23 protein-coding genes are annotated in these 22,101 nt (G+C 33.3%); 8 read left to right on the top strand and 15 right to left on the bottom strand.

Annotation, left to right across the window (positions count from 1 at the left end):
• Positions 1-76 precede the first annotated feature (76 nt).
• Together PKC21_04795 and PKC21_04790 are read right to left on the bottom strand one after the other, a co-directional pair.
• Complete coding sequence (locus tag PKC21_04795; GenBank protein HMR24655.1) at positions 77-1,168, bottom strand: hypothetical protein; 1,092 nt, start codon at positions 1,166-1,168, stop codon at positions 77-79.
• Between the two features lie 114 nt (positions 1,169-1,282).
• Positions 1,283-3,202 (bottom strand): hypothetical protein, encoded by a 1,920-nt coding sequence (locus tag PKC21_04790; GenBank protein HMR24654.1) that lies wholly within the window; start codon positions 3,200-3,202, stop codon positions 1,283-1,285.
• A 216-nt stretch (positions 3,203-3,418) separates the two neighbouring features.
• Between PKC21_04790 and PKC21_04785 the strand changes: the two genes are divergently transcribed.
• Positions 3,419-4,477 (top strand): hypothetical protein, encoded by a 1,059-nt coding sequence (locus tag PKC21_04785; protein ID HMR24653.1) that lies wholly within the window; start codon positions 3,419-3,421, stop codon positions 4,475-4,477.
• A 32-nt stretch (positions 4,478-4,509) separates the two neighbouring features.
• Here PKC21_04785 and PKC21_04780 read toward each other — a convergent pair whose 3' ends face one another.
• From PKC21_04780 to PKC21_04770, 3 genes are all read right to left on the bottom strand, one after another.
• A complete protein-coding gene (locus tag PKC21_04780; GenBank protein HMR24652.1) occupies positions 4,510-5,010 on the bottom strand; it encodes an SRPBCC domain-containing protein in 501 nt (166 codons plus the stop codon).
• Between the two features lie 203 nt (positions 5,011-5,213).
• Positions 5,214-5,930 (bottom strand): NAD(P)H-dependent oxidoreductase, encoded by a 717-nt coding sequence (locus tag PKC21_04775; protein HMR24651.1) that lies wholly within the window; start codon positions 5,928-5,930, stop codon positions 5,214-5,216.
• A 17-nt stretch (positions 5,931-5,947) separates the two neighbouring features.
• Positions 5,948-6,145: a hypothetical protein gene (locus PKC21_04770; GenBank protein ID HMR24650.1), complete on the bottom strand. Its 198-nt coding sequence runs from the start codon at positions 6,143-6,145 to the stop codon at positions 5,948-5,950.
• 223 nt (positions 6,146-6,368) lie between these two features.
• Here PKC21_04770 and PKC21_04765 point away from each other — a divergent pair, with 223 nt between their 5' ends.
• Both PKC21_04765 and PKC21_04760 read left to right on the top strand, forming a co-directional pair.
• A complete protein-coding gene (locus PKC21_04765) occupies positions 6,369-7,364 on the top strand; it encodes a hypothetical protein (protein ID HMR24649.1) in 996 nt (331 codons plus the stop codon).
• A 110-nt stretch (positions 7,365-7,474) separates the two neighbouring features.
• Positions 7,475-7,810, top strand: a complete 336-nt coding sequence (locus tag PKC21_04760; protein HMR24648.1) for a thrombospondin type 3 repeat-containing protein — start codon at positions 7,475-7,477, stop codon at positions 7,808-7,810.
• A 77-nt stretch (positions 7,811-7,887) separates the two neighbouring features.
• Here PKC21_04760 and PKC21_04755 read toward each other — a convergent pair whose 3' ends face one another.
• A complete protein-coding gene (locus PKC21_04755; GenBank protein ID HMR24647.1) occupies positions 7,888-9,252 on the bottom strand; it encodes an NAD-dependent succinate-semialdehyde dehydrogenase in 1,365 nt (454 codons plus the stop codon).
• Positions 9,253-9,548: 296 nt separating this feature from the next.
• Here PKC21_04755 and PKC21_04750 point away from each other — a divergent pair, with 296 nt between their 5' ends.
• Positions 9,549-10,967: a sodium:solute symporter family protein gene (locus PKC21_04750; GenBank protein HMR24646.1), complete on the top strand. Its 1,419-nt coding sequence runs from the start codon at positions 9,549-9,551 to the stop codon at positions 10,965-10,967.
• Here PKC21_04750 and PKC21_04745 read toward each other — a convergent pair.
• The 4 genes from PKC21_04745 to PKC21_04730 form a co-directional block, all read right to left on the bottom strand.
• Positions 10,961-11,500, bottom strand: a complete 540-nt coding sequence (locus PKC21_04745) for a MarR family transcriptional regulator (GenBank protein HMR24645.1) — start codon at positions 11,498-11,500, stop codon at positions 10,961-10,963. The two genes, PKC21_04750 and PKC21_04745, sit on opposite strands and share 7 nt — an antisense overlap.
• Positions 11,501-11,615: 115 nt before the next feature.
• Complete coding sequence (locus PKC21_04740) at positions 11,616-12,011, bottom strand: DUF2177 family protein (GenBank protein ID HMR24644.1); 396 nt, start codon at positions 12,009-12,011, stop codon at positions 11,616-11,618.
• Between the two features lie 91 nt (positions 12,012-12,102).
• A complete protein-coding gene (locus tag PKC21_04735; GenBank protein HMR24643.1) occupies positions 12,103-12,633 on the bottom strand; it encodes a class I SAM-dependent methyltransferase in 531 nt (176 codons plus the stop codon).
• A 146-nt stretch (positions 12,634-12,779) separates the two neighbouring features.
• Positions 12,780-13,280, bottom strand: coding sequence for a tetratricopeptide repeat protein (locus tag PKC21_04730; protein HMR24642.1), 501 nt, complete (start codon positions 13,278-13,280; stop codon positions 12,780-12,782).
• Positions 13,281-13,426: 146 nt separating this feature from the next.
• Between PKC21_04730 and PKC21_04725 the strand changes: the two genes are divergently transcribed.
• On the top strand, positions 13,427-13,858 hold the full coding sequence (locus PKC21_04725; protein ID HMR24641.1) for a hypothetical protein: 432 nt from the start codon (positions 13,427-13,429) through the stop codon (positions 13,856-13,858).
• A 153-nt stretch (positions 13,859-14,011) separates the two neighbouring features.
• Here the strand turns inward: PKC21_04725 and PKC21_04720 are convergent, their stop codons facing one another.
• Positions 14,012-15,553: a hypothetical protein gene (locus tag PKC21_04720; protein ID HMR24640.1), complete on the bottom strand. Its 1,542-nt coding sequence runs from the start codon at positions 15,551-15,553 to the stop codon at positions 14,012-14,014.
• A 203-nt stretch (positions 15,554-15,756) separates the two neighbouring features.
• On the opposite strand from PKC21_04720, the gene PKC21_04715 reads away from it, so the two are divergent.
• Positions 15,757-16,281, top strand: coding sequence for a DUF3124 domain-containing protein (locus PKC21_04715; protein HMR24639.1), 525 nt, complete (start codon positions 15,757-15,759; stop codon positions 16,279-16,281).
• A gap of 27 nt (positions 16,282-16,308) precedes the next feature.
• Here the strand turns inward: PKC21_04715 and PKC21_04710 are convergent, their stop codons facing one another.
• From PKC21_04710 to PKC21_04695, 4 genes are all read right to left on the bottom strand, one after another.
• Positions 16,309-16,851: a TIGR00730 family Rossman fold protein gene (locus tag PKC21_04710; GenBank protein HMR24638.1), complete on the bottom strand. Its 543-nt coding sequence runs from the start codon at positions 16,849-16,851 to the stop codon at positions 16,309-16,311.
• A 60-nt stretch (positions 16,852-16,911) separates the two neighbouring features.
• Entirely contained in the window at positions 16,912-17,451 is a 540-nt protein-coding gene (locus PKC21_04705; GenBank protein ID HMR24637.1) for a GNAT family protein, read from the bottom strand.
• 17 nt (positions 17,452-17,468) lie between these two features.
• The gene (locus PKC21_04700; protein ID HMR24636.1) at positions 17,469-18,056 is read right to left on the bottom strand and encodes a LysE family translocator; all 588 of its coding nucleotides are present in this window, start codon (positions 18,054-18,056) and stop codon (positions 17,469-17,471) included.
• Between the two features lie 81 nt (positions 18,057-18,137).
• Complete coding sequence (locus PKC21_04695; GenBank protein ID HMR24635.1) at positions 18,138-20,249, bottom strand: M3 family metallopeptidase; 2,112 nt, start codon at positions 20,247-20,249, stop codon at positions 18,138-18,140.
• A gap of 191 nt (positions 20,250-20,440) precedes the next feature.
• Between PKC21_04695 and PKC21_04690 the strand changes: the two genes are divergently transcribed.
• The gene (locus PKC21_04690; GenBank protein ID HMR24634.1) at positions 20,441-21,187 is read left to right on the top strand and encodes a class I SAM-dependent methyltransferase; all 747 of its coding nucleotides are present in this window, start codon (positions 20,441-20,443) and stop codon (positions 21,185-21,187) included.
• A 65-nt stretch (positions 21,188-21,252) separates the two neighbouring features.
• Positions 21,253-22,086, top strand: coding sequence for a transglycosylase SLT domain-containing protein (locus tag PKC21_04685; protein HMR24633.1), 834 nt, complete (start codon positions 21,253-21,255; stop codon positions 22,084-22,086).
• The last annotated feature ends 15 nt before the right edge of the window (positions 22,087-22,101 follow it).

Here is a 22,101-nt window from a genome sequence, read left to right as displayed (position 1 = left end):
AGGCTTCACACATAACATAAATTCAGCAGAATAGGTACCAAGGGCTTCAGAAAGTATTCTCAAAGATTATTATTTTTTAATCACTGTATTTTTTTAATAACCTCGTAGCCTCTGATAGAGAGACAAATTGTACATGAAGTGTTTTATCTAAACCAGATTCATCATCCATATCATTAAAGTCAATTCTTTTACCGTCCCAGCTGATTTCAACTCTATTAAAATTATTATTATCCTGTATTGACTCTGTTAATTGGTTAAAATAAGAGTTTAATATGTCTGACTTAATTTTTTCCATAGGCCAACGTTGAGATAATTCTTGTAAGTTAAATTCATACGCATCACCTTGCTTTCTATTGGGGTTATAGTAGGTATATTCACTTCGATTGATTTGATAATATATGTTTTCTTTAATGAGTATAAAGTTGGTTTTTTGTTTTTCTTGAAGATTAGGAATAAAATTAATTGATTCTAAAATTGACTTAAACAAACATCCATCAACATAACCTCCAGAAAAAATGATATTTGGACTTCTAAACTTTTCTTGAAGCAACAATGGAAACTCTCCACCCTGTGATCTGGCCACAATTGCCTGTTCAAAGTCATTTAAGAGATAGTTTATTTTATTTTTATCATATTCTATAAAAGGCGATATTTTCCATCCCAATTCAGTCAAAATAAATACTGGGATTTTATTTGAGATTTTTTTATGAGCTTGGATATCATTAAAAAAATTCTGAATTCCCAATTGAGTAGATAAAGAACCATCCCAAAAACCAGATGCATGCGTAAAAACCACCAAGGCGGGAAATATTTTTTCTGGTACTGCATAGACCGGTTCAGAATAAATTTTTAATAATTCTTCACACTTTAATTTTAAAAATGTTTGATGATTTAAAAATGTTGAACGATTTTTTTCAAATAGGCTTTGAGTAATCCATTCTATTCTAAAGTTGTTTAGATCTTTAACTAGATGGCTTAAATTAACATTTAACTGGTCTAAACTATTTTTAGGTGTAAACCATTTTGCAACCTGAAGTTTAAAGACACAAGAAAACATTTGTTCTTCAAACAAAATAGCATCCTCAATTTTAACTGTTTCCTGTGCTTTTGATACTTGCGATATTACTGTTGTTAAAAACAATACCCATAAAATAATTGATTGTTTCATATTGATACTTCTATTAATAAATAAAAAATTTTAAAAAAATACATATTACTCTTTACATTACATAAATAACAATACTTTGGCTTTATAGTGCCGGTATTAGCTGTTTTATATATTTCACAAACGGCTTTTTATTTGTTTTAAAATATAGTCTACATAAATATACATGACTCTATCTTCACTCGCTAAATTGAAAAGATAGGATTTTGCGTCTTTAAATGTGTTTCCATAAGTTTTACTTAACTGATCAAACTGGGCATTGGTATCCTCAATTGAAGAAGGCCTCTCACCATTAAATAAAATATACAATGCTACTGCTGAAGCCTCTTCAATATTTTCTTTGATTAAATTAATATTGGCAGAATTAGAATCAAATTCAAAATAAAGATCAGAACGATTAGGAGCCAAAGTTGCTCGATCTATCATAGCTTCAGCAATATGCCTTGAAGCCAAGCCTAAAAACATTTGCTCTACTGGCGCATCAGTAATCTTAACAGTCCCAGAGATAATTTTCTGAGCATAATTGCTACGTTGTTTTAGTTGTAACTGTCTTAACTCTTCTTCTCGTGTATTTTGGTTTAAGAGTTTTGTTTCAAACTCTAAAGGTAAAGCAAGGTCAACAAAAGCATGATTAATTAAATAGGGTACAACCACATCATAAGAAAATAGTGGCCCCACTGAACTTAATCTTCTAATTTCATACTCACTTTCTGATAATGTTTTATCCAATTGTCCTCGTTGAATATATTCATCAACAGCAGCAACATAGTCTGAAAGCCATGTACAACGCATACAACGTTCCATAGATTGTACAAACCTGCTCCAGGCTTCTTTATTGGTTTGGGCATTAATCACTTGCGGCATATAACCATTACGCAATTGACTGTTTCCATCTTCTAACAATAAGCCTAAATTATTCATTTCAATAAACAACCAGGTGCGTACTTCAGAGTTCCGTTTAAAATCATCTCCTAACACTTCAATCATTTCATACAATTTCTCAATTGCAATAGATTCTAAATTGTCACCAGATAATGTTGTATGCGCAAATAGTCTTTGATAAAAATCTGTAGGTCCTTGAAATACCAAGGGCTCATGATTAAATTCTCTTATGGTATTTCCCTCGGGTGAAAAAATCATATCGTATTCTTCAATGTATTTTCTATCATGAGAAAACTGTGCCCCCAAAAGATCAAAAAAGAGAACTTCCGTATACATCTCTATGATTTGCCCTACTCTTTTAAAATATTGTGTTTGCGGGTTCATAAACTCGGATTTTTCTGGATAATAAGAACGCGCAAGCCCAGAATTATCTGGTTGAAATTGAATAATTGCAGTTGATGCAAGATGGGCCAAAGTTTCACGAAGAACCAATTGTTTTAAAATATTTTTAAACTCTATATCAACTTGAAAAACAAAATTTGTGTTTTGATCAACTGTAAGTTTTAATACATCCTGAGGTTGAAAAAGCAAAGCCTTATGGCTCAAGCTCTTTTGGACCGCGAGATCACCCTCATAGTTTCTATCACTGAATTTATTGTCATAATACAACCTGGTTAATAAATAAAACTGTCCTCTGAGATTATTAAACACTCTGGGATCATATTGTAGCTTTGCTCCTCTAAAACGCTCATTTAATAAAACATCAAGTTTAGGATAATTGATTTCCAATAAACTTTTTGAAGGGTTAAAAAACCCAGGAGCTACGTGTTTTTGATACGATGAAACAGAAGAAAAATTCTGATTAATTTCATTCCAATCGGTTTGAAAAGAAAATTCAGTTTTAGTTTTTCTCAATAATCTTAATGTTTGCTTTAAAAATTCATCAAATTCAGCCTTTTCACGCTGATCATGATACCCCATTTCTCTTTCATAATGGTGCTGAAACCCTTCAATGTTTTCTACAATTTTTTCATGTGTAAGCTGATTTTGTGCCCAACCTAGGCTTAAACCAAAGAATAGGACTGTACATAACATTAGTCTGTTTTTGATTTTTACCAAACAAGATATACCTGATGTATTTATTTTTTTTCTCATTGTATTAAGATCCCCTAAATCAATTGCACAACCTAAACAAGCGTGACAAATTGCGTTATATGTTTTTTTTACAGTTGTGTCAACGATCAAAGTCTCACCTATTAAAGAGCTCATTAAACTACCCAATATAATATAAACTTATGCTATCCAAATTTATGGGCTTGCAAAAAGAATTTTTATATACTACGTTGCGTCAAATATTAATTGGGGAACACAATGAAACACTTTAATATCAACTTAATTCGATTATTTTTATGTGCACTATTTTTGCTACTTAAACCTATCCTTGCCCAAAACACTGTATATTTAAGCTGGTCAGATTTAGAACAAATGGGGGTTATAAATCATAATACAGATGCTGCTCCAATTATTGAAGTAAGTAAACTGTATCAACAGCTGGAAGAAGAGTCAGAGCATGAAAAAGTTGATTTTCAAGCACACTTGGTTTTGGGTTATGCCATCCAAGATATTGAACCCGCAAGCTACCAAGGAAAAACCTTGGTTACTTTTCCTATAAAACAAAACAAATACCTGCAATTTAAAGTAGGAACTTGGAATACGCATCAAAGCAATGCCAGTGTTCCTTTGGCCAAAAGCTTCAATTATTTTCTAAGCTTACAATATAGAGCCAAAGATAGGTCTATCCAACCGGAGCTGGCACTCATCAATCAAGCAGGTGGAAAAGACCTCATCAAAAAATTTGATCCTTTTTTCCTGGCTAAAGGAGAGCCCACACAAAGCATGATTATTGCTTTCCCTTGGATTAATGGAATTATGTCAGACAATGAACTGGATAAATACAATTGGACACAAGGAGATTTTTTAGAAGCCGGGCACAAATCAGGTTTTGGCTACCTACACAAACCTGAAGAAGCAAGCTTGGCCCAGTACTTTGAAACCCCTGGTGATCTTATGACTGGCGCAACAACAAGTGGGCCCATGATTCAGCATCAACAGATTATTCGTTTAAAACCACGCCACTCTGCTGTGCTCAAAGCGTGTGATATTATACTCAATATTTGTTATGCACATGATCTAGCATCAAAATATGAAAAAAGCCGGCAAGCTGTTCTAGATGGAAATGATTCACGTGCTAATATGTTTTATCTTGGTGCTCAATTGCTAAGCCATTTAAAAAGCATACCAAATACACGCCTTGGTTTTTTTGTAGATACCACCAGCATGTACTACTCAGACGGAACAACACAAAATCCTGAAACTTTTTTGGGAGGAGTCGCCAATTTAGGGTTCATGTTACGTTATGATATTGAATAAAGTAAAAAACACCTGGCCACTTAAAATTTAAACTAAATTTTAAGTAAAGTATCCAGTTGCTTGTAATTTATCTCCATACCATCTGTCATACCAGTCGATAATGCCAGGTCACGATCTTCTTTGCTTGGATATTGAATGGTTGTTGTAACTAAAGTACTCCCATTTGATTCAGAAAATTCCAATGTGACTATATACTCTGCCCCCATATCTCCTCCAAAAGATCCGGGATCAAAAACTTGAGTGTGTTGAATCTTTTGTTGTGGGACAACTTTAAGAAATTTTCCTAGGAATCCAAATTCGCTATTTTCAGAGCTGTTGCGCCATCGCCAACTGTATTGGCCGCCTTCATTGACTTCCATTTCACATTCTGACATTTCCCAACCAGAATATCCAGACAGCCAACGTTTTAAGGTCGTTGGTTTGGTATAGGACTCGTAAACTAAATCTTTGTTTGCAATAAATTTTCGTTTTACTTGAACACTGTTATCATTGATTAGTTGCACATTGGCAGTCTCAAAATTAGATTTTGACATGATGCCTCTCCTTCTAAGCTCTCAGTATAGACAAAAATTTCTGATCTAAAAGTTTTTTCTTCAGTTTTAAAATAACTCAAAAATTTGTTGAGCTCTCTTGGTTTAACTGTAAATAATAATATACAAACCGTCTGCAACTATTTTCTATAGTTTAGGATCTGTTCATTATTCTATCTGATATTACTTACTCGCTGTTAATGCATTCAAACTCGATACTCAGGATTTTCAAAATCAAATCGTGACCCAGATTTCCACGCCCTGCGATCATTGCCATGATTTGGCAGTGGATGTTGTTTAAGAATGCTGGCCATGTGCATAAGGTTCCAGGACATAATGGTTGTGTTGCGCATGGTGAAATCATTATCAAAGCCAACGTATGATCCATCTTCCTTTTTATCACCATAGGATGGGCCTGGACCAGCCTCACCAATCCAGCCACAGTCTGCTTGTGGTGGGATGGTATAGCCCAGATGGCTTAATGCATAACCAACCGTCATTGCAACATGTTTAATCCCATCTTCATTGCCAGTAATCACACAACCACCTACTTTACCATAATATATAGATTGCCCTTTAGCATTAAGCTCACCTGACATGGCATACAATCGTTCAATCAATACGCGACAGACAGAGCTTTCTTCTCCCAGCCAAATCGGTGTTCCAACAACTAAAATGTCACTTGATTTTATTTTCTCCCACACTTTTGGCCAATCATCACCTGACCATCCATGCTCTGTCATATCGGGATAAACTCCTGGAGGTATTTCATAATCAAGCATATGAACTTTTTCAACCGTCAAGCCTTGCTTTTCTAATATATTTGCTGATGCCGCAAGCAGATGACCTGTATGACTCTGTTCTGAATGTTTTTTTAAGGAAGTATTGATATAGATCGCTTTTAAATTCTTATATTGATTCATTTTATTCAATTACCTTTTTAACAATTATCCCGTGGCTTGTAATTGACTTTTTCATTGATTTCACGTCTTGTATTAGTATTATCAAGGTTTTGGCGGCCTTCATCTTCTTCCACCGGACGAGGATCAATGTTTTTGTCCACTGTATTTTTATCATTGTTTTTTTTATCATAAAGCTGCTCTTTAACTTTTTTATCCATTTTATCTTTATCATCCATAATTAACTCCGTACTTTTTAGTTAACATCTCTATTTTGTGTACACACATAACTTTCGTTAGTCATCGATTTAAAGTTACATCTTGAACTAGGTTTATTGAGTGATTTTGATTGGTAAAAGTCTATCCTTCTTGTTTTATTGACAAATTGCCACTTGATTTGACTTTAAATTTATCTCATAATGGGGTAGTTGTTTATTAGAGATTTGTAGTGTAGGGGCATGCATGCGAACAATCTTTCATTGTATTTTATTGATAGTTGTCATTGGCGTTAGTATGAATTGTACATTTGCTTTAGCAAAAAGTCCTAAATGTGCAAAAGCCAGCTTTATAAAAGATACTCAAACTCTGGAAAACATTACAATTACCATAAGATCTATTCAAAAGCGGCATCAACAATTAATTAATAAGGAACAAGCTGATATCATTCATTACCAATCACATTGGGTGCTTTTAGGTTATGCTGATGCAGTTAAAGAACTTTTATTCCTTCTTCTCAATAAACAAGGCTTATGCCCTAATACCCAACATCTCAAATATGATCTGCCTATTGTAATAGACGCTATATTACCCAAAGCTTTTCAATTTTTTGTAGATAACCCGGGTGAACATGTGGTTTACAATGGTTTCAACTGTCATAACACCAGCTTAATGGTGCAAGGCATGCTTGATCAACTCAGTTACGTTGGTCATGATGAATTGACTTTTTATTTAAATAATTATTGTAGTGAAATACACCCTGATGATCGTAACTTCTTAGATATTGTTGTTTTTTACTTTGCAGACCCTTACAGCGAACACAGTGCCACTGTCATTCATGATAACTATATATTTGAAAAACCCACTGTGACTTCAAATTACCGTTTTGCAGAAAAGCATGCCTCCTTAATGAATGAAGCCAGATATTTCAGATGTTCTTTTATGCCTGGTTTATTACACGCCTGCTCAAAAACATTGTTCAGTATCAAACAGCACGTTACACGCCTAAATATCTACTTTAGAGATATGGTCTTGCTCAAAGCAGATTTATCCATAAAAGAAGATAACTATCATCTTATGCAGCAACTGAGCTCTCAATTACAAAACATTAAACCTTCAAACCCAGAATGTTTAAAAGAAAAACAGCTTTTGCTTCAGCGATTAAACTCTCTTATCGCTTTATACACAGAAATGATGTCTACTGGAAGCTATCGTGGATATCGCCACATGCAAAAAGGTTAAACAATTTGTATCGTTAATTCCATTGAATCATAAAAAGTATAAATTTAATTGTACCTAAATTGTTTTTTTAAGTTTTTTGCATTTATGTACAGATAAATAAGAAAATTAGGTTGAACTTTTTTTCCAACTGTGCTGAGGAAGATAACTGTATTATGGTCCCCAACTTTGATCAAGTTGATACAGATCAAGATTTAATGGGTGACTCTTGTGACAGTGATGATGATAATGACAGTATCTTAGATTTTGAAGACAACTGTCCAGTTGTATCTAATGCTGGCCAAGATGATTTGGATGGTGATGATATTGGTGATGCATGCGATGTTGTTAAAAGTGACATCAGTGGTGGTGGCTGCAGCAACACCAGTAGTCAAACTGATCTACTCATTGTACTGTTTGTTTTACTGATTGCTCTGCCACGTTGGAGAAAGCAGTTTAATCTAAACTAACTTAATTATAAGAACTTGCCATGATGCGTAAACTTAACAATTCATGGCAAGTTAACTTTGTTTTCTAAGTTATAATATCACTTTACACAAACGGTCTTTATATTCATAAATTCATGAATACCAAATTGAGAGAGCTCTCGGCCATACCCACTTTCTTTGACGCCGCCAAAAGGAAGCCTGGGATCAGATTTTACAAAATCATTGACAAAACATGCCCCACTATCAATTTTATTTTTTGCAATTATTTGAGCTTTTTCAATATCTTTAGAAAAAATTGCTGCCCCAAGACCAAAATCTGAATCATTGGCAACCTCAATGGCTTCCTCAATAGAATTTACTTTAATCACACTCGCAACCGGGCCAAACAATTCTTCTGAATAAGCTTTCATTCCTTTTTTAACATTGATTAAAATTGTAGGTGGATAAAACGCTCCTGGACTCAAGGAATCTACTTCCCCACCAAGTATACATTTTGCACCTTGTTGAATGCTGGCTTGTACTTGTTCATGAAGCTCATCTCTTAAGTCAAATCTTGCCATGGGTCCTAAGTCAACATCTGGCTCTTTAGGACTTCCCATTATTTTACAGCTCATTTGCTGTTTAAGTTTATGAACAAAGTCATCATGCACTTTGTCTATTACAATGAATCGCTTGGCCGCAATACAACTCTGGCCGCTATTGAGTAATCGACTTTGGCTTAATTTTTCAACTGCAAGATCAAGGTCAGCATCTTCAAGAATAATGTATGGATCACTCCCCCCAAGTTCAAGCACAGATTTTTTAAGATATTGACCTGCTAGCTGTGCAATTGCTTTTCCAGCTTGTGTACTACCCGTTAAACTTACCGCTCTTACTTTTGGATTTTTTATGATAGTTTCAACTTTATCACTACCCATCAGCAAGGTCTTAAAACAATACTCAGGAAATCCAGAATCTCTAAAAATTTTTTCAATCTCTAAAGCACAGGCACTAACATTGCTGGCATGTTTAAGAACACCAACATTGCCGGCCACCAAGTTAGGAACCGCAAATCTAAAAACCTGCCAAAATGGATAATTCCAAGGCATAACTGCAAACACAACACCAATTGGAGAAAAATGAATTTCACTGCTGTTGTAATCTGTTTGCACAGAAATAGCTTTTAAAAACTGTTTGGCATTGTTGGCGTAATACTCACAAAGCCAGGCACATTTTTCTATTTCAGCCTCACCTTCAACAAGTCTTTTACCCATTTCATCTGCCATCAAATGGGCTAGCCTATTTTTTTCTGCAAGCAACTGCTCTTTGGTTTTAAGCAACAATTGACAGCGTTGGTCAATGTTGACTTGTTTCCAATTAAAAAATTCGTTGTGACATCTATCAATAATTTCTAGAACCTGTTGCTCAGAATATTCTTGGTATTCTTTAATGATGCTTCCATCAAGAGGATTAATTGATTTCATTTGTCTCCCTTTAGCTATTTTAAATAAAATTCTATTATCAATAGTAAATTATGTTGTTTTTAGCTTATCCACATTAATTGTTTTTTAAAACCATTCATCAAAAATGAAACCTATCTTAGGATAGGATGCCTGTAAAAATTTGACATAAAAATAGTTTCATGAGAAACAATTTCACAAGAAATCATATTAGCCTTAGTGGCTGTATTATAATGATTGTCTTCTTATTGTCCTCAAAACATGCATTTTTTCTATTATAAAAAGAAATATTTAGTCTTAAACTATGGAGAGGTTTAACCATGGGCAGCATTGATCTGGTTATTTTAATTGTTTACTTAATTGTCATGCTAGGGATTGGCTTTTTCTTTATGAGAAAAAACAAAGGTATGGATGATTATTATGTAGGTAGTCGCAAGATGAGTAGCTTCCATGTTGGATTATCTGTTGTTGCTACAGATGTGGGTGGTGGCTTTTCCATTGGTTTAGGAGGACTTGGTTTTGCCATGGGGCTATCTGGGTCATGGATGCTTTTTACAGGTTTGGTTGGGGCTTGGATTGCAGCCGTTTTTCTTATTCCCAAAATTAAAAAACTAGAAGAAAACAAAAAATTTTATACGTTTCCTCAAATTTTTGACCATTACTTTGGGACTAAAGTTGCATTGGTAGCGGCACTCATCACAACACTTGGCTATATTGGTTTTACTTCTTCTCAGTTACTGGCTGGAGCAAAATTAGCTTCAGCTACTTTTTCTACTTTGGACATTAAAACCGCCTTACTTATTATGGGGGCCTTGGCAATTATTTATACCGCCATTGGCGGCATAAAAGCCGTAATTTATACTGACACCGCCCAATGGATTATTCTCATGTGCGGACTTATTTTTGTGGGTATCCCGGTAAGCCATGTCTCTATTGGTGGATTTGAGGCAATTTCAAACCACCTGCCCCAAAACCACCTTAGTCTCACCAATATTAGCTGGCAAACACTTGTCAATTGGGCCATAACCATCACCCCTATTTGGTTTGTTGGTATGACTTTGTACCAAAGAATATATGCCTGCAAAGATATTAAAACAGCCCAAAGAGCCTGGTATACTGCAGGACTTCTAGAATACCCAATCATGGCTTTTATGGGAATCATCCTAGGAATTTATTCACGTGTTGCTCTTGAACAAGGAATGTTTGCAGAGTTAGGCTTTTCTCCTGGAGCAATGATTGATAGCGAGCTGGGCATGCCTTTACTGTTAAGAACCGTTCTTCCCAGTGGACTTATGGGTTTGGTTTTAGCGGCTTACTTTTCAGCAATTTTATCTACTGCTGATAGTTGTTTAATGGCTGCCTCAGGCAGTGTGGTCAGTGACTTTATTAAACCAAAAGATACAAAAAAGTCCCTGCGTCTTTCACAAATTGCAACTCTTTGTATTGGTGTACTCTCACTTTTGCTGGCCAGTATTTTTGAAAATGTACTTTCACTGATGCTTTACTCTTATAGTTTTATGGTTTCTGGCTTACTTATTCCACTGATTGGGGCATTGTTTTTTAACCGTAAAAATCCTACTGCTGCGCTTTTAGCCATGATTTTTGGTGGTGCCACTACCGTTTTATTTTCTTTAAAAGCACCCTTTCCAATACCTTTTGGTCTTGATGCAAATTTTATGGGAATTTTAATCTCAGCTATTTTATTTTTTTCAATATCAAAAAAAACTAAATCTCAATAAGACTTATTGCTAACTACTTTTTCTTCAGTAAGACTTGGTTCTTCATTTAGATTTTCCACAGCATCTAGTACAACCCCTGTAGGAAGGTCTTGTGCACCAATCAACAAAGCCAACTGCTCTAAGTCAGCCTTGATCTGCTGCTTATTCTTGTATGACAACATAGCTAAACCTTCTAACATTTTTTTTTGCATTGATTTTGGTGAAGCTGCAACTATTTGATTACCTTTGGCTGTTATAACCGCTTTAATTACCCTACGGTCTTTACCTTCTCTTTTTCTTTGAACAAAAAATTTATGTTCTAATACATCAATAATTTTTGTAACACTGCTGGGTGAGACATGAATAAGGCGACTAAGTTCTCTAAAAGAAAGTTCACCTCTATCTGCTAACTCTGTTAAACACGCTAACTGAGATGCATTTAAACCACTTTTATTTTTTATTTCTTGTGAAAAAAGCGCCTCAGCCCGAATCAATTTTCTTAACTGAGCAATAATTTCAATATCAAGATCTGAAATATCATGGTTCATTTGCATATCATCTCTCAAGAAAGTCTTTACTTGTCAATACCCCTTCTACCAAGTCCATGCATGGTAGTTAGAGATCTTCATAATGCATTAATTGATATAATTTAAAGGTACTACAACCACATCAAGCTATGATTTTTTTTAGAACAAGGCTACTGCTACCAAGTAAAAACGCTCCCCAAACCAAATCCAATACAATAAGATTGAGCGGCCACTGTTTTAAGATGGCATGATTGGTAAAATCAAAAACCCCATAGATTATGAAGCCAAACACCCCTCCATACAAAAATATGGGTAGCATGCTTTGATGTCTTTCAATATAAGGTTTAACAAAAATCATTAAACCTAAAGTCATTAACACATAAACAATTGCTGCAGACCAAAGTAAAACACCGTCTTCTCTAAAAACAGTTTTGGCATGTTCAACAAAAACTTTACCAACAATAAACTTCAACCATATTGCATCTATACTAATCATGTACAACAAAACCAATAGAAAATTTTTTATATCCAATACCATCACCATAAAAACGTAATCTACTTATGTATTAAAAAGCAAGAAAAACCTATTTAAACTGAGTAGCTTTTCATAGATTATTTCAACTTTTACCTTAACTGATAGATTTAAGTGTAAATATCAACGAATTGGGTTTTTGGGTGTCACCTTGAGGTTCAGATATATCAATGATGCACAATTTGGCTTGATTAAACACATTAAACCAACTGGACAGGGTTCTACGAAACCATTTCATTGTTCCCTTAAATTTGATGTGAGAAAAGTCAAAATGTTCTTCTGTCCAATAATCTTTATATTCTTTTTCAATAAAACATGGATGTAATGTTTGAATTAAAATCACCCCATCATTTGTTAAAAGATTTTTAAAAGCACTTAATTGCTCAATAGTAGCTTCATCCAATAGAGAAAAGTTAAATAAAATACAATCATAAGTGGCTTTTAAGTTATGAGTATTACCAGAAATAATATCATTGTATGAAAGGCAATAAAAATGGTCTTCGCTCCACTTTTTTTTTGCTATATTGATAAGCGCTTCTGATCGATCCATGCCATCATAAACTATATTTAAATTAATTATTGGATTATATAAAAAACCTTCACCACAGCCTACATCTAGAATGTTTATAGGGTTTATTCTTTTAATTGTCTCAACAATTGCCGGTATTGTTACTTCTCTACTTGGAAAAGCATTTTCATCTATGACTTTATTCCATTGCTATGCATTGTCTTCCCAAAAATCTTTAACCATGATGACTTTCTGTATAAAATATTTTAGTTTTGCATTAACTGGTTTAAATAGTTTTTCAATGAACGACTATATCTTTCTACTGAAGGATGATTGATTTGTTTTATTTGTTCTTCAAGATAAATTTTATTTTTTTCTATTTCAATACCCATTGAACAAAAATTGAGCGCTTGAAACAATTGAATGGCCAAAAAATCAGGGAAAGCTTTAACACCTTCCTCAAATACGACCTTAGCTTGATCAAATTGTTTTAAATTTCTTAAGGTGCTCCCATATTGAACATAAAAACAAGGCTGATCATTTTTAGGTAATTGTTTAATGCCCATTACTTTTACTTTTTCATAGTAAATAACTGCTTTTTCTTCTTGGCCTATGCTATCCCAACCACCTGCATACTCAAAACAAGCTTTAATATTGTTAGGGTCTTGTTGATATATTTCCTCTAATATTGCTAAACCTTTATCTACAGATTCTAAATTATCTTTATCTTGCAAGTATTCAAATGCTTTGTTGTAAACTTCTTCCATAACAATCATCCATTTTCTTGTACTTCTATTTTTTTATACAAAAGGTTGCTTAATTTATACTTAACGGATTAAACTACTCTTAGTAATAACTGCAATAAAGTTTAATCATGTGTTTTATTAATTAATTTATATATAGGAAACACACCATGCGTATCAATTTTTTTTTAATTTTACTGACTACACTATGTCTATCAGGCTGTAGTGACAAAAAGTCTGATGGAGAACCTCAAGTACCCTCTTGTTCAAACAATGATGGACAAACAGTCATCGATAGTACTGCTGGCAACTCTATTTTTCATGATTCTGGACCTTGGGGAGCTCGACCAGAAAATTCTTATGTTTTTGATGATACTACTGATACAGCCTATATTGTTGGAGACATTCAAGAACCTACTATGTGTAACAATAACCTCTGCGATTATATCACTTCTCTCTATGCGTGTAATCAAAACACTGGCGTTAAAGGAGCTTATCAAGCTACCAGCGGACTCAGTGGTCACAACATTATTTTCTTTGCCAATTTTTCTGACTTAGAAGATTACAGAGATGTTACACAAAATTTATGTACTTCTAATTAAGTTTGAGTGCTTTTGCATTTACTGATTTTAATAAAGATTTTACAAATTTAAAACTGCAAAGAAGATTATTGTCTAAGTTTGATTTTTGATGTTAATTTTTTAAAAAAGTAGCTTATGAAATATCATTTTGAATTGGATAAACAGTTAAAACTTTTAAAAATCAATTTGAATCCATTTTAATTTCGGATTATTTTTTAATACTTTTTTAAGACCACTTTTTTGACCTTCATTTAAATTATTTTTTGTAAAAAGGAATCCTTCTAAATTTAAAGATGTGTCTTTTTCTAAATTTACAAATCCTTTATCTTGTAAGAAAACAGCCCATCGATCCAAAATATTAGCTTGTAAATCTGTACTTTTAGCATACCACAAAGCTACATCTCTACCTAAAGGTGAATAAATCAATGAAGGCTTTTCATCAAACTCTATGATGGGTCTAACCTTATCAATCAACTGCTTTGCTTGGGCATCTTGATATAAAAAAGCATGTACAGAAGCACTATTTTTCATTTGAAATGAAAAATAGTAAACTTGTTCAAAAGCAAAAATAAAAAGCAGTGCTCCTATCATCATTTTTTGTTTAAGATCACTTGGGTTTATTCTAACCATAACTTTTTCCATACCCATCACACAAAAAATAATGAGTACCGGCCATAGACCATAAAAATATTTTAAGTTTGGGCCAAGAAATGAAAACAAAAGCACACTTATGATTAAAAAATTTCTTAAAAAAACTAAGTTATAAAAATCTTCTCTCTTTCCATTGTAAAAAGACTTTGAAAAACTTAAAAATAATCCAATACAAAAAAATGGTATTAAATAAAATGGAAATGGACTTCTCCCCACTAAAACATGCGCTTGTTCAACTACAAAATGCCCATATTTATAAAATTTAAATGGAAATAATATCACTTGATAAAAAACTTCTAAAAAATGTTCTTTTTTTACCAACGCATAAGAACCTCTATATATGAAAGCTTCTGCTGTTGTATCACTTAAAACCAATAAGCCAGAGAGTAGGCCCACAATTGTAAGAGGGAAAAAAAGCGCCATTATAATTTTTTTTCTTTGATACAAAACACAGTTGATAAACAGTGCCAATGACAATGCCGTTACATATATACGAAATCCAGAGTAAGTAACTAAACCAAGTGTACTGGTTATCACTGCCATCATTAAAAATAAAACTTGGTATTTTTTTGGTTTGTTTACATTTTCTTTGTAATTAAACACCATACCTAAAAACAATAAACTGCTTAAAACCCAAAACGGCGTCATTGAATTACGAGTTAAGATTTGCATGAAGCATAAAGCGTAGTTAGAAAAAATAAATATTATACTGCCGCTGAAAGCCCAAAAAGAAGAAACCAATCTACGCAAAACAAGATACAGTAAAACAGCACTAAACGTAAAAAATGCAACATGCACAGCTCTAATTGCCACCAGTCCATTTTTAAAACCAAAATTTTTCAGAAAAAATGAATATATGTATGTTACACATGACTCAATGGTTGAAACTATCCAATTGGCAGAAAAGCTGGGTGTTAATATAAAAAAACCTTTGGGTCTATCCAATGCTTGCAAAAGCTCTGTACACTCATCTCCAAACAAAGGCCTACCTTGTATATGTGCAAAAAAACCCATTATCATAGCCATAGCAGCTAGAATGAAAATTAAGTTTTTATCTTTTTGCATTGATGCCCATTATAGCAAAAACCAAAAAATCTAAAAATTATACTCTAATATTATGATTTTAAACGATCTTTAAAAATTTTTAGCCTTACCTTATTCTATTGAGTATTACTAAATCACTCTTTTGTTTATCTAAAGCTTTTCCAGACACTTCAGGAGTGATATAAGATTTTTAACTTGTTTAAATTACTAGAAAGCATAAGACTATGAAACAGATTATTGTACTTTTTTTTCTGGCTTACACTTTGTTTGCTTGTAACAATGAAGATAAATTTTCAGTTGATAGCCCCCTTGTTCCAAAATCTGAAAACTTTACCCCTTTAAATGATACACCAACAAGACTGGTGCATAGCCAAAAAGTTTATGTCCCAATTTACTCATCTATTTACACTCATTTAAAAAAATTAACTCACCTTTCAGCTATTTTAAGCATCAGGAATATCTCAGAAAAAGATATGATTGTTATTTCTCAAGTGGATTATTATGATACCAATGGGAAGTTATTAAAAAAATTCATAGACAAACCATTTTCTTTGCAAAAAATGTCTTCAAAGGATTTTATTATTCCTGAATCTGATCTTTCTGGCGGAAGTGGAGCAAATTTTGTTGTCAAATGGGAAACAGAAAAAAAAGTATCTGCACCCATCATTGAATCAGTCATGATTGGAATTTTAGGCACTCAAGGTTTTGCTTTCACATCTAGAGCAAAAGAAATAGAAGCTAGTTTTTAATATTGAATAGCCATTGTGCAGTGTAGATTATTTTAATGTAGCATGAATATATTTAATGGCTTGTTCACTTGTATCAACAAAAACAAATAAATCATCTAAATTTTGATTTTTGGGTAAAAAACCCAAGTCTTTCATTTTATTGTATTGTGCCAACAAAGGATCATAAAAACCATTATAGTTTAAAATAACAATGGGTTTATGATGAAACCCTTGCTTACGTTCCTCAATGGTTTGTATAATTTCATCTAAAGTACCATTCCCCCCGGGTAAGGCAATAAATGCATCAGCATGCTTTTGCAATAACTGCTTTCTCTCATTTAAATCTATAGCAATAATCAGCTCAGTTAAGTTGGGCATGCTTACTTTTTTAAGTGACTCCATTGTGATACCGGTCACTTTGCCCTTATTATTTAATACTGTATCTGCTAGCACTTTCATCAAACCAGTTCCTGAACCACCAAAAACCAAGGAAAACCCTTGCTCAACCATCAATCTAGCAAGATTTTTTGTAAGATCAATCATATTTTCATCATTGGAATATGCAGATAAATAAACAGCAATATTTTTCATTATTATTTTTTAAATCTCCAAGCTAAGTCAAGCAACAATTTTTAGCTTAATGTTATAAGTTTATTCATTCCTTGATAAATACTTTTCCATTCTAATATCACTCCAATATTGACCATCCCAATAAGTAAAGTTTTCTAATGCCCCTATTTCTTGATAACCCAATTTTTTATAAAACTGAATGGCTCTAGTATTAAACTCAAATACACCCAGCTCAACTCTTTTCAAACCCAATTGTATAGACTCCTGTTCAAAGAATTCCATGGCTTTTTGGCCAGCACCGGTTCCCCAATAGCTTTTTTCTCCAATACATAAGCCTAACCAACTGCTATGGTTTATTTTTTTGTACAAATGTGCTGGGTCTATATGGATAGAAAATTGACCAATAGGCTGCTCTTGATCATAAACAAGGTACTGATGTTTTCCTTCACCGTTCTTTAAATTACATTGCGCCTTAAGTTGATCAATATTCATAGGTGTAAATGTTTGCTTAGAGTCTGTAACAGGCGTTATAAGATGGTGTATACTAGCATCATTTTCCCATTTCAATAAAGCCATGAGTTGCTGATCATCATTTATGTTTAATTTTTTATAATGAATCATTATTGTACATCTATACCCTACAACAAAAAACCCAAACAGCCGACTAAGAGTCCTGCCATGATATAGTTGAAGTATTTAAGTTTTTTTGGGTCTTTTAAAAAATTGCCAAGCTTACTTCCAGCAAAAGACCAAGCACTTACACAAGGAATGTTAACAAGTGTAAAAAAGATAACCATCAAAATAACAGCTTTAAATGTTGCATTGGGAGAAAACAAAGACACCGCTGTCAGTGCCATAGCCCATGCTTTTGGATTAACCCATTGAAACAAAGCTGCTTCGATAAATGAAATAGGCGTTTTGGATTGTTTACCTTTTTCTATACTTGATGATGTTGCAATTTTATAGGCTAAGAAAAACAAAAAAAGTACGCAACAAACTTTTAATATTGTTTCTATTATTGGATAGCTTTTAAAAACAATGCTTAAACCTAAGCCTAACATCATAAGCATAAATGCAAAACCTAAACTAATTCCCAATATATGTGGAATGGTTTTTTTAAAACCAAAATTGGTGGCACTTGCCAAGACCATAAGATTGTTGGGTCCAGGTGTAATAGAAGACACAAATGCAAAAATAACAATGGCTAAAATTTGTTCTACATTCATGTTGATCTTAATCGTATAGAGACCTATACCGTAACCATAAATACAACTGGGTTACGGTATATATCTGTGAATTTTACTTCCTTATTTGTTTTTTAAACTTTTTAAAAATGCCTTTTCACTAAAAGGTCTGTTCAAAAAGACTTCTATAAGCTCAACAATCGGCCGTTCATGCCCGCTTTCAAGAAGCTTGCGATAATCCATCCCGGTTTTTGGATTGAGCATCCCTTCTTTTTTAAAGCGCGTCAGCATATCCATGGCATAAATTTCTGACCAAATATAGCCGTAGTAGCCAGCATTGTAACTTGAGCTGGCCAAGTGCCCAAAGGAAGCTTGACAGAATAAACCTTCCACAGGTTCACGCTTGAATATCTCTTTAAACTTTTCATTCCATATTTTGGTTGTGTCCACTGGCTCGGTTGCTTTATGATAAGCCATATCCACCAAAGCATAATGAATTTGACCAACATAAAAGGCTGGCAAAGAAAAATATTTTCCTTTTTTCATTTTATCTAAAAGCTCTTTGGGTAGTTTTTCTCCGGTTTTATAATGTCCAGAAATCACTTCTAAGGTTTCTGCATCCCATACCCATGGTTCTAACATCTGCGAGAAGCCTTCAACAATATCAAGCGGGCGTGTCATTTTGCTTAAATGATAATGCTTGGTATTGGACAATAAATCATCCATGATATGTCCAAATTCATGAAAGTAAGTTTCTACATCTCCATGTGTACTTAAGGAAGGCAGTTCTATCTCTCCTTTTTTATTTCTTGTAGGAGGTGTAAAGTTGGTGACCATCACAGCATCTGGAACGATTTTCTCGCCACTTAAAGGTTGATGCCTAATATCAATATTAAACGCTGCATAATGTTTGTAAGGTTTATTATCTCTTGAGTATAAATCTAAATAGATATTACCCAACAAGTCTCCAGTTTTAGCATCATAGGCATGATAGGCCCTTACATCTTCATGCCACACTTTTGGGTTTTTCATGGGTTCAAAACGCATTGAAAACAATTGCGCATAAATCTCAAAGGTCCCTTCAACTACTTTTTCTGTTGGGAAGTACTCTTTAACTTTTTCTGAGTCTATTTTAAATACGCGTTCTTTGTATTTATTACTGTAATAGCCCATATCCCAAGGATACAATTCTAATTTTTTCCACTGTGATTTTTTACAGTTTTCTAAATCTCTACACTTTTCTTTTTGCAAAATTTTTCTGTAGTTTTGATAAGGCTTAAACATTTGTTTATAAATAGAGGTTAATTTTTTTTCAACATTGTCAGGTGTTCCAGCCAAACGTTCATCTAATTCCATGACCAAATCTGCATAGGATTTTGCATCAAATACTTTGGCAATATTTTGCTTAACTGCAATAAGTTTTTCCAAAACTTCAACGTTTTCTGGTGCTCTTGTATTGTAAGCACGATAAAACTTTTCTCTGAGATCTGCATTATCGGCATAGGTTAAAATGGCTGTATAAATATTGTTATCTAATGTAACCTTAACTGTTCCATCTTTTTGTTTAAATCTCAACCAATCATTTTCTGATACTCCAGCCAGGTCTTCAGACTTAAGCTCAATTTCTACTTTAGATTCACCATAATTTTTACTGTACTCACGTTCATACTCACTGACTTTTGCCTTTAAAGCTTTAAACTCGTTCAGCTTATCAGCCTTTAATCCAAAACCATTTTTACCAAACTGATTTAAAAAGTAATTCAACAAGCGTTTCTGGTCATACTTGAGTTTTTCTTCTCTCTTTTCTGCTCTGGCAGAAAAATTAGACAGTACTTCATACAATTTTTCATTGGTGTACATTTCAACGGGAAAGTTTAAAAATGCTTCTTTGCAATCTGTACCCGCATTTCTGACTTTTTCATTGGGACTCACCGCTTCCATTAAATATGAAATCTCCATTTTATGAGCGTATAAACCATATGCATCATCTAATTTTTTAACTGTCAGGTTAAAATCCTCTTCCAATGAACGTTTATCCGCTGAGGCAGATGCTTGTTTTTCAGTGTTAATAATAGCGCCAATGGCCTGATCAACTTTTTTCTGCGCATCATTACAATACTGTTTTAATTGATTTGCACTCATTGCATAATTGGTATTGGCTGCATAAAGTGGGGATACAAGAACTAAAGTAACTAAAAATGACTTTAACACTGCCTTAAATAATGGTTTCTTCATGTTTTCTCCTTAAAATTGCGCTCAATGCCATAAAGTTGAGCTTAAAAACAAATTTATACTTAAAACGTTGATTCTATCCAGTCAAGTAATGCAATAAAAATAAAGGTTTAGCTTTTTTAATTAACTTTACAGTATATATTGCTTAACTATTTCCTATATTATTTCTTTAAACACTATATTATAGAATTCTTGTGGATGAAAAAAATTATTATAAACGTATAAACTCTTTTTATGATCGTACTGATGAAAAAGAGATTGTATCAGCTTATTTAAAAGCTTGGTTGCAAAACAAATATTTTAATTCTGTTCTAGACATTGGTGCTGGCACCGGTGTTTTTAGTTCTGTCTTTCAAGAACATAGCAAAACTTTAACTTTAATTGAAAAAGATGAAGCTTTCTTTAAAAGCTTAAAAAAACAATTTAAAACGGCTCAATGTATTCATAGCACAATAGAAAACCATTCATTTACACAATCCTATGATCTTATTTTTTTATCGCATGTTTTATACTATATACCCACAAAGGACTGGGGAGACTTACTAAAAACTTTATTATCTAAGCTCAATCAGAACGGTTCATTAATCGTAGTCATGAATACAGACTCCGGTGATTGGTGGAATATTTTGCAACATTTTTATAAAAAGTACCAAGATCACTTACCTTTTGATTACACCCCTTTATCAGAATTTAAATATGAATTTCTTAATCAAAATAACGTTCAATTAAGAACCATCCCCTACATCTATAGAGTTTACTTTGAAAGTGCGCATGACCTTAATAAATACATTCATAATATTCTACTTGGTATCAATGATGCTTCACTAAAAAAAGAATTAAGAAACGAAATATCAGAATTCACCTACAACAATTTTATTGTTGAAAAGTCACTGCGCTACTTGAATTGGCATGCTGAAATGTGGATTATTCAAAACTGTTAATTGCTTAAGCTAAGTCACTTGACTTTTAATAGTGATCTATGATTTTAGCCCTCACTGAGGGGAACATGAGACATCATCAAGTCATTTTTTATCTTTTATTTTTAGCAACATTAAGCTTTGCTCAAACCACTAAAGAGCAAATACATGCAATAGAAGAGCTTGCTCAACAAAGACAGTCTAATAGATCTTGGACAAGTTCTTGTAAACACGCCATTCACACAGCTGAAGAAGTCAAAACACTGCTTAATATTGACGAGTTGGATATTGCACAAACTTTACAACTAAGAGATTACCTTTTTTTTGATACTCGGACCCATTACCTCATTAACAATGAGGTGATCAGTATTATTGGCTACTACTTAATCAAACACCACAATCATAAGCTTAAAAATTTTATCACCTACGATAACTTGTATACTCGAGCAAAAGAAACTTACTTTCCTATCTTTGAGCAACATTTTGCAGACTACTCTATTCCCAAAGCATTATTACTCTTACCTATTGCTGAAACAGATTTAAAAAACCACCTTATTTCAGGAGACAATGCCGCTGGCTTGTGGCAGTTTACTGAAGATACTGCTAAAGAATATGGCTTGATATTCAAACATTTTGACTTAAGAACAGATATCCATGCTTCAACAGATGCTGCATGTAGATATTTAAAGGATATGTATGAAAATTACTCCTTTTGGCCAATGACTGTCTTAGGCTATAACGGTGGGCATAATAGAATCCAAGATTTAATTGACCTTCATCTTGAAGGTCCCATAGATATTAAGATCCAGTGGCAAAGTTTTTTTGATAACTTACCCACAGAAACTCAGTGCCATTTAAATAGGTTAGTTGCTTTAAACTATGCTTTTTCATACTTTGATGACATACAAACGTTTCGCCATTAAACAAAAAAGTAAGCT

It is taken from the genome of Oligoflexia bacterium (assembly GCA_035326705.1).
GTDB lineage: Bacteria > Bdellovibrionota_G > JALEGL01 > JALEGL01 > JALEGL01 > JALEGL01.
This window is presented reverse-complemented; position numbering and strand designations above follow the sequence as displayed.